This is a genomic window from Halomarina halobia (assembly GCF_029338575.1).
Classification (GTDB): Archaea; Halobacteriota; Halobacteria; order Halobacteriales; family Haloarculaceae; genus Halomarina; species Halomarina halobia.
This window is the reverse complement of the sequence record NZ_CP119992.1, coordinates 684,701-697,278: the sequence shown is the minus strand read 5'-3', so window position 1 is coordinate 697,278 and position 12,578 is coordinate 684,701. Positions and strand designations below refer to the sequence as shown.

14 protein-coding genes are annotated in these 12,578 nt (G+C 72.6%); 6 read left to right on the top strand and 8 right to left on the bottom strand.

What is annotated here, in order from left to right; genetic code table 11:
• The first annotated feature begins 10 nt into the window (after positions 1 to 10).
• Genes P1K31_RS03705 through P1K31_RS03690 form a run of 4 tightly spaced genes read left to right on the top strand, consistent with a single transcriptional unit; the run spans position 11 to position 3,984 of the window.
• Entirely contained in the window at positions 11 to 1,279 is a 1,269-nt protein-coding gene (locus tag P1K31_RS03705) for an alkaline phosphatase family protein (RefSeq protein ID WP_276304932.1), read from the top strand.
• 41 nt (positions 1,280 to 1,320) lie between these two features.
• Positions 1,321 to 2,523 (top strand): iron-containing alcohol dehydrogenase family protein, encoded by a 1,203-nt coding sequence (locus P1K31_RS03700; protein WP_276304930.1) that lies wholly within the window; start codon positions 1,321 to 1,323, stop codon positions 2,521 to 2,523.
• Between the two features lie 40 nt (positions 2,524 to 2,563).
• Positions 2,564 to 3,496, top strand: coding sequence for a methenyltetrahydromethanopterin cyclohydrolase (mch, locus tag P1K31_RS03695; RefSeq protein ID WP_276304929.1), 933 nt, complete (start codon positions 2,564 to 2,566; stop codon positions 3,494 to 3,496).
• Positions 3,493 to 3,984 carry a double winged helix-containing putative transcriptional regulator gene (locus P1K31_RS03690; protein WP_276304928.1) on the top strand — a complete coding sequence of 164 codons (492 nt, stop codon included), beginning with the start codon at positions 3,493 to 3,495 and terminating at the stop codon, positions 3,982 to 3,984. Before mch ends, P1K31_RS03690 begins: the two co-directional genes overlap by 4 nt.
• A 58-nt stretch (positions 3,985 to 4,042) precedes the next feature.
• On the opposite strand, the gene P1K31_RS03685 is transcribed toward P1K31_RS03690, so the two are convergent.
• From P1K31_RS03685 to P1K31_RS03670, 4 genes are all read right to left on the bottom strand, one after another.
• On the bottom strand, positions 4,043 to 4,282 hold the full coding sequence (locus P1K31_RS03685; protein WP_276304927.1) for a hypothetical protein: 240 nt from the start codon (positions 4,280 to 4,282) through the stop codon (positions 4,043 to 4,045).
• A 153-nt stretch (positions 4,283 to 4,435) separates the two neighbouring features.
• Positions 4,436 to 6,049, bottom strand: a complete 1,614-nt coding sequence (locus P1K31_RS03680) for a GTPBP1 family GTP-binding protein (RefSeq protein WP_276304926.1) — start codon at positions 6,047 to 6,049, stop codon at positions 4,436 to 4,438.
• A gap of 118 nt (positions 6,050 to 6,167) precedes the next feature.
• Entirely contained in the window at positions 6,168 to 6,845 is a 678-nt protein-coding gene (locus tag P1K31_RS03675; RefSeq protein ID WP_276304925.1) for a phosphoglycolate phosphatase, read from the bottom strand.
• 83 nt (positions 6,846 to 6,928) lie between these two features.
• Positions 6,929 to 7,471: a J domain-containing protein gene (locus P1K31_RS03670; protein ID WP_276304923.1), complete on the bottom strand. Its 543-nt coding sequence runs from the start codon at positions 7,469 to 7,471 to the stop codon at positions 6,929 to 6,931.
• A 364-nt stretch (positions 7,472 to 7,835) separates the two neighbouring features.
• Between P1K31_RS03670 and P1K31_RS03665 the strand changes: the two genes are divergently transcribed.
• Positions 7,836 to 8,045 carry a hypothetical protein gene (locus P1K31_RS03665; RefSeq protein ID WP_276304922.1) on the top strand — a complete coding sequence of 70 codons (210 nt, stop codon included), beginning with the start codon at positions 7,836 to 7,838 and terminating at the stop codon, positions 8,043 to 8,045.
• Between the two features lie 496 nt (positions 8,046 to 8,541).
• Here P1K31_RS03665 and pyrF read toward each other — a convergent pair whose 3' ends face one another.
• The 3 genes from pyrF to P1K31_RS03650 form a co-directional block, all read right to left on the bottom strand.
• Positions 8,542 to 9,345: an orotidine-5'-phosphate decarboxylase gene (gene pyrF, locus P1K31_RS03660; RefSeq protein WP_276304921.1), complete on the bottom strand. Its 804-nt coding sequence runs from the start codon at positions 9,343 to 9,345 to the stop codon at positions 8,542 to 8,544.
• A 176-nt stretch (positions 9,346 to 9,521) separates the two neighbouring features.
• The gene (locus P1K31_RS03655) at positions 9,522 to 10,823 is read right to left on the bottom strand and encodes an oxidoreductase (protein WP_276304920.1); all 1,302 of its coding nucleotides are present in this window, start codon (positions 10,821 to 10,823) and stop codon (positions 9,522 to 9,524) included.
• A gap of 47 nt (positions 10,824 to 10,870) precedes the next feature.
• Positions 10,871 to 11,245, bottom strand: coding sequence for a DUF7993 family protein (locus P1K31_RS03650; protein WP_276304919.1), 375 nt, complete (start codon positions 11,243 to 11,245; stop codon positions 10,871 to 10,873).
• Between the two features lie 148 nt (positions 11,246 to 11,393).
• Between P1K31_RS03650 and P1K31_RS03645 the strand changes: the two genes are divergently transcribed.
• A complete protein-coding gene (locus P1K31_RS03645) occupies positions 11,394 to 12,053 on the top strand; it encodes a DUF1028 domain-containing protein (RefSeq protein WP_276304918.1) in 660 nt (219 codons plus the stop codon).
• A gap of 46 nt (positions 12,054 to 12,099) precedes the next feature.
• On the opposite strand, the gene P1K31_RS03640 is transcribed toward P1K31_RS03645, so the two are convergent.
• Positions 12,100 to 12,540 (bottom strand): DUF2240 family protein, encoded by a 441-nt coding sequence (locus P1K31_RS03640; RefSeq protein ID WP_276304917.1) that lies wholly within the window; start codon positions 12,538 to 12,540, stop codon positions 12,100 to 12,102.
• Positions 12,541 to 12,578 lie beyond the last annotated feature (38 nt).

Here is a 12,578-nt window from a genome sequence, read left to right as displayed (position 1 = left end):
CGTGGGGACGATGCTCCGACGGGACGTCGCCGCCGACCTCCGCGACGCGCACGAAGACGACGGCTCGCTCCTCCCCGCCTACGGGGACTACTGCTTCGCGAACGTCCCCGACACCGTCCTGTCGATCCTCGGCGGGGACGCGCGCCGGCCGCTTCCCGACGACGTCTTCGCGGGCGTCGAGACGGACGCGAGCCGCGTCGTCGTCCTGCTCGTCGACGGCTTCGGGTACTACCGCCAGTGGCTGCGCGAGCACGAGCGCCACGACCTCCTCGCGCGGGTGACCGAGCGGGGGACGGTGACGCCGCTGACCTCGATCTTCCCCTCCGAGACGGCCGCCGCCATGACGACGATGCACACCGGCCGCCAGCCGGTCGAGCACGGCCTGCTCGGCTGGTTCGGCTACGTCGAGGAGCTCGACGCGGTGCTCCGGACGCTCCCCTTCACGACGCTCGACGGGACGCCCGCGACCGAGGCGTATCCGAGCGCCGACGCCTCGCTCCTGCTCGACGGCCCGACGGTCTACGAGCGGGCCGCGTCGGCGGGGATCGATCCGCACGTGATCCAGCCCGCCGACCTCGTCGGGTCAGCCTACTCGGGGCTGGCGACCCGCGGCGCGACGAGCGTCCCCTACGACGGGTTCGGCGAGATGGCCCGACGGATCCGCGAGGCCCTCGAGGCGGCCGACGGCCCGACCTACGTCTTCGCCTACGTTCCCGACGTGGACGCGGCCGCCCACGAGGCGGGAACTCGGTCGGACGCCTACCGGGCGACGCTCTCCGACCTCTCGACGGCGGTCGAGCGGGAACTCGACCGGCTCTCCCCCGGGACGGCGGCCGAGACGCTCCTCGCGGTGACCGCGGACCACGGCCACGTCGACACCGACCCCGAGCGGAACGTCGACCTCGGGTCGTTCGACCTCGCGCCGCACCTCCGCCGCCGCCCCGACGGGACGCCCCTGCAGGCCGTCGGGGGGCCGCGCAACGTGCAGCTACACCTCCGCGACGGGGGCGCGGGCGGCCACGAGGACGCCGTCCGGGAGGAGCTGTCGGGTCTCGACGCGCGGATGTTCGGCCGCGAGGCGTTCCGTGAGCGCGACCTGTTCGGCGACCGCGCCCCGTCGGCGCGCTTCGCGCGCCGCGAACCCGACCTCCTCGCGCTCCACCGCGACCTGAGCGTCTGGTACCCCGGGAAGCAACTGGGATTCGTCGGTATGCACGGCGGACTGCACCCCGACGAGATGCTCGTCCCCTTCGGGGCCGTCCGCCTCGCGGACCGCTAGAGAGGCGAAGGCTTTTCGCCCGCCGGGGGAATGGACGGTGCATGACAGCAGGGATCACGCCGTTCGTCTTCGACTACGAACCGGGAGCCATCCACTTCGGTCGGGGGTGCGTCGCCGACCTCGACGACGCGCTCGACCGCCTCGGCGCGGCGCGCGCGCTCGTCGTCGCGGGTCGGACGGTCGGGACCACGGAGGCGGTCGTCGGTCCCGTCCGCGACGGTCTCGGCGACCGCCTCGCGGGCGTGTTCGCCGAGACGACCCCGGAGAAGCGGATCGAGACGGCGGTCGAGGGCGTCGAGGCGCTACGCGAGCGCGGCGCGGACGCGCTCGTCGCGCTCGGCGGCGGGAGCAGCCTCGACGTGGCGACGGCGATCCGCGTGCTCGCCGGCCGGGATCTGACGCTCGAGGCGGCGCTCGAGGAGATCGAGGAGGTCGGATACCTCCGGGTTCCGGAGCGCGACGCCATGCCGCCGGCCGCCGTCGTCCCGACGACGCTCGCCGGAGCCGACCTCTCGCCCATCGCGGGGATGAGCGTCCCGCAGGGGGCAGAGCGCGTCAGCGCGGGGCTCTCCGGGCGCGCGCTCATGCCCGACGCGCTCTTCTACGACCCCGACCTGTTCGAGACGACCCCGAACGCGGTGCTCGCGGGGTCCGCGATGAACGGCTTCGACAAGGGGGTGGAGGCGATCTACTCGCGGTACGCGACGCCGATCACCGACGGCACCGCGTCCCGCGGCCTCTCGCTGCTCGCCGACGCGCTGCCCCGACTCGGCGAGGCGGCGGACGACCCGACCGTGATGGAGGCGGCGGCCGCCGGCGTCCTCTGCTGTCAGTACGGCGTCATCCTCCCGGGGGCGATGAAGCTCTCGGTCGTCCACGCCTACGGTCACGGCCTGCGCCGTCGCACGGGCGTCCAGCAGGGGGTCGCCCACGCGGTGATGGTCCCGCACGTCCTGCGCGACGTATTCGAGGCGGTCGACGGCCGGCGGGCGGTGCTCGCGGACGCCCTCGACGCGGACGGTGCGAGCGACGACGAGCGCGCCGCGGGGATCGTCGCCGCGGTCGAGCGCGTGCGCGACGGCCTGGGCCTGCCGGACCGCCTGCGCGACCTCGACGGGGTCGAGCGCGACGACCTGCCCGCCGTCGCGCGGCTGACCCACGAGGACGGCCTCATGGCGAACCGGCCGCGCGGGTACGACCCCTCGCCCGACGACGTGCTGGCGACGCTCGAAGCGGCGTGGTGACGTTGACAAACCCTTTAGCCGAAACCGCGCAACTCCCCGTATGGAGAGTCTCAACCGCATGGCGCTCGACCTCGTCGACGAGGCGCTCGACTTCGCCGAGGAACTGGCCATCGAGACCCACGAACTCGACAACGGCGCGACGGTCGTCGACTTCGGCGTCGAGGCCCTCGGCGGCGTCGAGGCGGGGCTGCTGCTCGCGGAGATCCAGAGCGCGGGCCTCGCCAGCGTCGCCAGTTCGGTCGCGGACGTCGCGGGCGCGCCCCGCCCGGTCGTGGACGTCACCACCGACCACCCAGCGCTCGCGTTACTCTGCTCGCAGAAGGCGGGCTGGGAGGTCTCGGTGGACGGGTTCGAGGGGCTCGGCAGCGGGCCCGCCCGCGCGCTCGTCGCCGAGGAGGAGGAGTTCCGCCGGCTGGGGTACGCGGACGCGTTCGAGTTCGCCGTCCTCGCGATCGAGTCGGACGAACTGCCCGGCGAGGCGGTGGCCGAGCACGTCGCCGACCTCGCCGGCGTCGCGCCGAACGCCGTCTTCCTGCCGACCTACCCCACCGCGAGCATCGTCGGGAGCGTGACGACCGCCGCCCGCGCCGCCGAACTCGCCGTCTGGCGCGCGTTCGAACTCGGCTACGACCCGCTCGACGTGCTCACCGCGAGCGCGAGCGCGCCCGTCGCGCCCGTCGCCGCCGACGAGGAGGCGGCGATGGCCCGGACGAACGACGCGCTCGCCTACGGGAGCCGCGTCCACCTCACCGTCGAGTCGGACTTCGACCGGTTCGACGAGCTGCCCTCCACGGCCCGCGAGGAGTACGGCGCGCCCTTCGAGGAGGTGTTCGAGGCGGTCGACTGGGACTTCTACGACCTGTCGGAGGGCGTCTTCGCGCCCGCGCGGGTCGCGGTGGACGTGGTCGGCGGGCCGACCTACGCCCTCGGCGAGGTGGACGAGGACCTCCTCGCGGCGAGCTTCGGACTGTGAAGTTCAAGGTCGTCCCTGAGCCGCGCCCGCCGTCCTTCGCCCGCGACGCGGCGAGGGCGCTCCCGCTCGTCCCGGGGACCGAGGACGACTGCTGCGCCCGCCTGATGGCCGACGCCGGACTCCCGTCGCGCGACGTCGCGAAGGAGTGGATCACGTTCCTGCGGGCGCTCGGTCTCGCCGCCGAGAGCGACGGGGGGTACTACCGGACGCGCGCCGACCCGACCGACGCCGACCTCGCGCGGGCGTTCCGCGAGCGCGTCCACACCGCCGACGACGTGCTGGCGACGCTCGAGGCGGCCGAGGAGCCGATCTCCCCCGAGGCGGCCTACGAGCGCGTGCGCGGTGACGTGCCGCAGTGGGAGCGCAGTCGACGCACCGACTGGGAGCGCGTCTGGCGCGAGCGCGTCCGCCGGATCCTGGAGTGGGCCGTCGCGTTCGACCTCGCGGAGCGCGTCGAGCGCGAGGGGGGAACGCGATACCGGGGCTGAGACGGAGCGGCCGCTCGGACGGTCGAGGCGTTCGGTCCGGCGGTTCGCCGGCGCGGGGTCAGACCGGCCGCCTGCGCCGCCCCGAGGTGCCCACCGAGAGCGTCCCGACGACCATCAGCGCGACGCCCATCACGGCCAGCACCACCTGGAGCGCCATCGACGTCATGGGGACGAACACGAGGAGCGTCACCAGTGCGGCACCGGCGACGATGAGCAGGCTCCCGCCGCGGAACTTCTGCTCCTCCGTGAGGGTGTCGTCGATATCCCGTACTCGGCTGCCGATGTTGGAGAGCGCCATACGTACCGTTGCCTCGCGATCAACATAAATCGCAACGCTGCGCAGCGAACGGAGCGGTGGAGTGTTATCGAGGCGTCGAGCGCGCCGGCGACGGACGGTGGAGGACGGCGGAGTGCGGTGGAGAGTGGTGGAGAGCGGTGGTGCGCCCCTGGCTCACTCCTCGCCGACGACGCGCGTGATCGTGCCGACGCCCTTGCTCTGGCCCTCGCGGAAGACGAAGCGCTGGCCCTCCTCGACGAGGTACGGGCGGAACTTGAACCGGACGCGCGTCGTGCCGGTGTCGCCCGGGAGGAGCTGGCCGCCCTCGGGCGAGAAGACGGCCGCCTCGCTCACCGTCTCGACGTGGACGACCGGCTCGTAGCCGTCGCCGATGCGCGTCGGGTGGTTGAGCACCATCACCTCGGCCTCGAACTCGCGGACGGCCCGCGGGTCGCTGTCCCGGGGCAGGAGCACCATTCCGCGCTCGATGTCGGCCTCGCGGACGCCCTTGAGGGCGATGCCGACGATGCGCCCGGCCTTCGCCTCGTCCACGCGGTGGTAGTGCATCTCGATGGAGCGCACCTCGACGGGGAGGAACGCGCCGTCCGCCGTCGGACCGAGCAGGAGTTCGTCGCCCGCCTCGACCTCACCCGAGCGGACCGTGCCCGAGGCGACCGCCCCGACGCCCGTCACCGAGTAGGTGCGGTCGATGTACATCGAGAACTCGCCCGCGCCGTCGGCGGTCTTCGGGAGGCGCTCGAACAGTTCGTCGAGCGCGTCGAGCCCCCGCATCGTCACCGCGCTGGTCGTGACGACCGGGACGACGCGCTCCGACACCTCCTCGATCGCCGCGTCGACGCCGTAGCGTTCGATTTGCAGCGGCGTCTTGCCGACGTTGCGCAGGAGGCGCTCGACCTCGCGCTCGACCTCGGCGACGCGCTCGGGGTCGACCACGTCCGCCTTGGTGATGGCGACGAGGGTGGGGAGTTCCGTGGCCAGAAGGATGCCGAGGTGCTCGCGGGTGGTCTTGGTCGGGCCGTCGTCCGCGGCGACGACGAGCAACCCGTAGTCGAGCTTCTGCCCGACGAGCCCGCGGATCGTGGTGCGCAGCCACGGCTCGTGGCCGACCGTGTCGACGAACGAGACGACGCGGTCGGCCTCCTCGACGACGCGCGCGCGGTCGGTCTTCCGGTGCGGGTTCGCGGTGCGGACGGGGCCGTCCCCGTCGAAGCCGTAGACGCCGTAGGAGAGGTCCGCCGAGAGGCCGCGCTCGACCTCGTGAGGCTGGACGTCCATGAACCCGCGCGTGCCGCCCTCGCCGTCGTCCGGCTGACCCGTGACGAGCGAGCCGACGAGCGTGCTCTTCCCGTGGTCGACGTGGCCCGCGGTCCCGACGACGATGTGTCGGTCGTCGGTGTCGAGCATCGCCCCCTCGCGGATCGTGGCGACGCCGACGATGCCGCGCTCGCCGTCCTCGCCGACCCCCCACGTCTGGACCTCCTCGATGTGAGAGCCGGCCTCCTCCGCGAGCAACGAGAGGACGTCCATCGATTCGGAGAAGGTGTCGGGGGCGATTCCCGCGAGCCCCCCGTCGTCGGTGACGCCGACGACGTAGGTCGCCTCGCCGTCCCCCGAGAGGACGCGGTGGCGCAGTTGCGCGGCCAGACTCTCGAGGCGACCGTCCGCGAGGTGAAGTTCGCGCGTGAGTCGTTCCTTGAACTCGACGCTGCCACCCTCCTGCTCGCCGCGTTCGAGCGCCCGCTCCAACACGGCCCGGTCAGGGCTCATTGGGGGTGGTTAGCAACTCCCCGGGTAAAAGCGTTCGCGCTCGCGTGCGTTCGTTTCTCACGGAACCCCACGGAACCGCTCGGGAGCCCTCGGGAGCGCCGGACGCGGGCGCGCTCGCCTACGACCCGCCGCGGATCCGCTCGACCGCTTCGAGGAAGCCGTCCGCGAACGATCCCTCGGTCACGCCGTCGGCGGCCGTCCTCGCCGTCGCGTCGGCGTTCGCGACCGCGTAGGCCGTCCCCGCGAGTTCGAACATCCCGGCGTCGTTCTCGGAGTCGCCGACGGCGGCGAAGTCCGCCGGGTCGTACCCGAGGCGGCGGGCGACCGAGCGCAACCCGCGGCTCTTGTCCACGTCGGGCGCGGTGACGTGGTAGGCGTAGCCCGTGTCGAAGACGTGCATCCCCTCGCTCGCGGCGATGTCCCGCAGCGGCTGGAGGGGCTGATCCACGCTGACGGCCACCTCCGTCTCCCGCCACCGGTTGACGAAGTCGACCTCCCCCCAGCCCAGTTCGTGGCCCGCCGCCTCGTACCGCTCGACCACCGCCTGCGCGGCCTCCCGGTCGCCGTGGAACTCCAGTTCGTCGTCGTCCGCGAGGTAGACCGCGCCGCCGTTCTCCGCGATGACGCGGATCGGGATCCCGAGGAACTCACAGAGGCCGACGGGGTAGGGGAGGGCCTTACCCGTGGCGACGACGACCGGCGCGGGCCACTCGCGCAGCGGTTCGACGACGCGGGGGTCGAGCGCCCGGTCGTCGTCCGTCAGCGTCCCGTCGATGTCGACGGCCAGCGGTTGCATACCGGGAGGGCGGCCGCCGCCGGTATCAAGTCACCGGGGGACGACCGCGTCACGTGGAACCGACTCCCGTACCGACGACGACGCTACTCGGTGAGCCGCTCGTACGCCGCGGTCACGCGCTTGAACTCCTCCTCGCTCCCCTCCGCGGTGTCCGGGTGGGCGGTCTTCACCCGCTCGCGGTAGGCGCGCCTGATCGCCCGCTGGTCCGCGTCGGGGGACAGCCCGAGGATCTCGTAGGCCTCCCGCGCGGTCGGCCCGGCGTCCCGCCGCAGGGGGTTCGGCCGCCGCGTCCGCCGCTGGCCGTTCGCGCGCGGGCCGGTCCGCGCCCGCCGACGCCCCTGCGGTCCCCCGACGTCGCCGCTTCGCTCCCACTGCTCGCGGGGGTCCCACCGCCGCCCGTCGCTCGCGTCCCGGCGATCCTCGACGCGGGCCCGCCGCTCGACGCCCGCGTAGATCCGCTCCACGAGCCGCCCGGACGACTGGTACCACATGAAGTAGGCGACGACGCCGAACGGGACGGCGAGCAGCAGGACCAGCGGCTCCAGGACGAGGCCGACGACGACGAGAAAGAGCGTCAGCCCCGCGAAGACGAGCGTGAGCGCCGAAACTAGCCGCGGACGGTTCACACCCCCGGTTACGGTGCGGACACCGTAAGCCTCTCGCCCGCGGCGGCGAGGCGCGAGCGGCGCACCGCGACACGGTCGTTTAGATCGGATAGATCGTACGTAGCTTGCGTAGACGGCATAGACGGGTATCGGTGAGGCCTGCCGATCTGATTCCGGGATAGACCGCCCGGATGCGACCGATTCGATGGCTTCTAAGCGGCGTAGGAAGTCCGAGATGCACACTACCGCTACCCCACCTTATACGCCATTTCTCTAAGATATCTTAGATATCTTAGATAGATAACTATCGGTCGGGGAGACGACGGCCGGGGAGGCGGCGTCGGCAGCCCGGGCGCTTTTGCGCGTCGGCGTGCTAGCCCGACCCATGAGCGTCTCCGGACTGTGCGAACTCTGCCAGACGAACGAGGTGGTGGACGGCTGCGACCGCTGCGGGAGGCTCGTCTGTGAGCGTCACTACGACCGATCGACCGGGCTCTGCACCGACTGCCTGCTCGAGGTCGGGGACGCGTCGGACAGGGAGGGCGAACCGGATCAACGGTCCGGACCTGACGGCGTGGACACCTACGAGTTCTGAACCACCACCTTTTGCTGCGCTCGTGCGGCGGCGACCGCGAAGCGTGTCGCCGCCGACTCGCTGGCAAAAGCTGGACCAAAACCCTCCTCACCCCCTCAGTCGCTTCGCTCGGGGGTTCGTCGGTCCGCTCGCTCGGCGCTTCGCGCCTCGCTCACGGCTGCCACGCTGGTGTCGGCGGTGGCGGTCTGGGTATTCGAGCCGTTCGCTCGGGCCGTACCTTTATAATCGAAACCGGGACCAGAGCCCCCCGTGACGTGAGAGCCGTCGCGGGGCGCACTGCGGGTGTGCGACGCCACGCCCCGCGAGCCGCCCGCGGCGTCGCCTGCACGCCCACCTTTTACTGCGCTCACTCGGCGCTACGCGCCTCGTTCGCTGGTAAAAGCTGGACCAAAACCCTCCTCACCCCCTCAGTCGCTTCGCTCGGGGGGTTCGTCGGTCCGCTCGCTCCCTTCGGTCGCTCGCGGCACAACACGCTAGCGCACGCTGGCCGCCGCGCCTACCGATACCGGTTCAACCGCTCCTTGAGTCGCTTCGCCGCCTGTCCAGCCGCGCGGTCGAAGGACTCGCCCTCGCCGGCGAAGATGATGCCGCGCGAGGAGTTGACGAGGCCGACGCCGTCGGCCAGCCCGAACTCGACGGCCGCCTCCGCGTCGCCGCCCTGCGCGCCGACGCCGGGGACGAGGAACGGGAGGTCGGGGACGAGTTCGCGGACGCGCTCCAGTTCCTCGGGAGCGGTCGCGCCGACCACGAGGCCGACGTTGCCGCGCTCGTTCCACTCGCCCGCGCGCTGTGCAACGTACTCGAACAGCCGCTTTCCGGGGGCGACTTCGAGGTTCTGGAAGTCCGCCCCGCCGGGGTTCGAGGTGCGACAGAGGACGAACACGCCCCGGTCCGCCCGGGAGAGGAACGGCTCCAGCGAGTCGCGGCCCATGTAGGGGTTGACCGTGATGGCGTCGGCGTGGTCGAGCAGCCCCGCGTACTGGCGGGCGGTGTTGCCGATGTCCGCCCGCTTCGCGTCGAGCAGGACGGGCACGCCCTTCCCCTCGGCGTAGGCGATCGTCTCGCGGAGCGCGCGCCAGCCGTCCGCGTCCTCGTAGAAGGCGGCGTTGGGCTTGTAGCAGGCGGCGTACTCGTGGGTCGCGTCGATGATGCGCCGGTTGAACGCCCAGCGCGGCAGGTCCCGATCGCGGAGGTGCTCGGGGAGGCGCTTCGGGTCGGGATCGAGGCCGATCGACACGACGCTGTCGACCGAGTCGATACGCGCGCGCAGGCGGTCGAAGAAGCCGTCACTCGCGGTCATTGCCCGTCAATCCCGGAGCGACCGCTACAAGCTTTCGATGCTCGCCCGCCCGCGAACTCGGGATCCGCCAGCGCGCCGTCCGCGTAGGCCTCGGCGATGGTACCACGGCCCGCGATGGCGATGTCCGTACGCCTCCGAGGACGGACGGCGACGACTGAACAGTGGCGACGGGAGGGCTACCGGTCACGATCGTACGCGCCGCGGCGCTCGTACTCGCCGCGCCGCCGCACGACCGACGGCGTGCGACACATCCCCGGCGCGCCCGTCGCCTGCGGGACGACGCAGTTGTTGCAGTTCTCGCAGGCGGCCGCCGCCCCCGCGTCGGCCAGCAGCCGGGCCGGGAGCCGCGGCTCCGCGTAGAACGGGCGGGCGAGGCCGACCGCGTCGCACGCCGTCCCGAGCAGGCGGTCGATCCCCTCGCGGGTGCGGATCCCGCCCTCGCAGAGGACGGGGACGTCGACCCGCTCGCGAACCGCGCGACAGAGGTCCGCGTTCCAGCGCGGCTCGAAGTCGTTCGCCGCGATGCTGACGCGCGTCAGCGCCCGGACGAGCGCGGCGCGGCCGCGGCCGCCGAACGCGGCCGCGTAGCCGGCCCGGAACTGCGACGCCTCCCAGGCGCGCCTCGGGTACTCCCCCCGGACGAGGCTCGCGTCCCAGAACGTCGATCCCTCGACGGGGACGAGCGCGTCGTAACCGTAGTCGGCGAGGCGAACGGAGAGCTCGACGGCGTCGGCGCGCGAGAGCCCCCGCCGGACGAACGGCGGTCGGCGCGACTCCGTCGGCACCTTCGTCAGCAGGGGGACGTCCCCCGTCCGCTCGCGGACCTCGTCGTGGACGAGTTCGAGGAAGCGCGCGCCGTCGGCGAACTCGTCGGTCCGCCGGTTGTAGTACGGCGAGAGGAACTGCTGGACGATACCCATGTTCGCCCCGGCGAGGTGGACGCCGTCGTAGCCCGCGTCCGTCGCCCGGCGCGCCGCCCGTCCGAAGTCGGCGGCGAGGTCGTACACTTCGTCGGTGGTGAGCACGTGCGGCTCGTAGCGGAGCGCGCCGATCCGATCGAGCGCCCGCAGTAGCCCCGGCGGGCGCGAGACGGCGAGCTGTCGAAGGTCGGGATGCGCGGCGCGGTACTCGCGGTGCCACGTCTCCAGACACCGCAGCCCGCCGTGATCGAGCTGTATCGCGATACGCCCGCCGCGGGCGTGGACGGCGTCCGTGACCGCCCGAAGGCGCTCTGCCTTTCCGTCGGTGTCGATCCGCGTCATGTTCGGCGCGACGCAGCCGCCCTCCCCGCGAACGATCGTCGCGCCCTGAAAGATCAGCCCCGCCCCCGAGGCGGCCGCCGGTTCGAGTTCGTCGGCGAGGCGTTCCCCGGCGTCGGGACCGTCGCCCGCGCACTCGAGGAGCGGCGCGCGGTAGAGGCGATTGCGGACGCGCAGCCCGCCGATCTCGAGCGGCGCGCCGAGCGGGACCGTGGTCATCGGTCTCCGGTGGGACGAGTGCGGATAAAAGCTTGCGGGCGCGGACCTCAGGCGGCGTCGAGCGCGTCGGCCACGACCGGGAGGACGCGCTTCACCGACGCGCCGTCTTCGACGAAGACGACGGCGCGGGGCGGCCGACTCGCCTTCGGGCGGACGCGCAGGCCGCGTTCGGCGGCCGCCGTCGGAAAGGCGTCGAGTCCGACGCGGAACTCGACGCGGGCGCGGTCGTCGTGGACGTAGACCTCCGCGACGCGCTCGCCCGCCCGCTCGACGGCGTAGGCGAACTCCCCGAACGCGTCGCCGTCCGCGTCCCGAACGTCGGCCAGTTCGAGGCCGGCGAGCGGCCCGTCCGTCCGGGCGACGAGTTCGCTCGCGAGCAGTTCGGCGATCCGGCGGCCGTCGGTCACCCGTTCGTCGGTCATGGTGGGGCTACCCCCTCCGCCCGTATCCCTCCGACGATCCCGGCGGGGCGAGCCTCCGGTACGGCGGCGAGTCGATCCGCGGACGGCCGTCCCCACGGGCGGCCGTCGCGTCCCGAAAGGATTTGTCCGTCGCGTCGCGACTCGGCGTGTGACGTTCAGTATCTGCGTTCGCGAGACCCGCGCGGCCGGCGACGGGGAGCGCGTCCGGTTCGGCGTCGCCGTGGCGACGAACAACCCCGGGATCGGCGTGTTCTGTCCGTTCGTCTCCGGGAACGGGGCGGTAGCGACGCAGCACTACACTGTCGGCGAAGTCGGCCCACGTCTACTCGGGTACCTCGACGACGGCCTCCGCGCGGACGACGCGGTCGCCGCGACCCTCGCCGCGGTTTCCCGACCCCACCTCCGACAGGTCCACGCGCTCTGCCGGGAGTCGAGAGGCGTCCACCACGGGGACGCGCCGTCCGTCTACGGCGACCGCGTCGGGGGGAACTACTCGGTAGCCGGCAACACGCTCGCCGGCGAGGCGGTGCTCGACGCGATCGCGGAGGCGTTCGAGCACGCGGACCCGGACCGCGAACTCGCCGCTCGGCTCGTCGAGGCGCTCGCCGCCGGCGAGGAGGCGGGCGGCGACCGACGGAACGACGACGTTCGGAGCGCCGCCGTCCGCGTCGTCGATCCCGGCGCGCCGATCGCCAACGAGTGGTACAACGACCTCCGGGTCGACGCTTCGCGGACGCCGATCGCCGATCTGACGGAACAACACAAGTTGGCGAAGGACTACCACGCGGAAGCGGCGGCCGAGTGGTGAGGGCGTACCCGGATCACTCTGTGGTCGCCGGTTCGCGGGACTTGCCTCACAGTTCCGACCGCGCGCGGGCGGCGTGGTCGCTCACGTCCACGCCCCGCCGGTGGGCGTAGAGGACGGCCGCGGCCTCGATGGTGACGCCGAGGTCGGACTGGAGCGCGTTGATGCCCGCGACGGCCTCCTGCTTCGCCTCGCCCGCGTCCACGAGCGCGTCGAGGATCCGCTGGAACGTGCTCCGCCGCTGGATGATGGACTCGTCCGGGCGGAAGTCGTCGGGGACGGGTTCGTCCTCCGGATCGAACGCGACGACGAGGTCCCCGTCCTCCCTCGCGAGGAGCCCCTCGCTCGCGGCCACGTCGAGGAGGCGTTTCGCCTGGTCGGGCGAGAACCAGTCGCGGTCGAGCGAGAGCGCGACGACGAACTCGCTCTCGGCGATACGCTCGCGTCCCTTCGCGCGAAACGGGGCGGCGACGGCCTGCCGGAGACTCATGGCGGGAGGGACGTCGCCCGCGGCGTAACCCTGTCGGT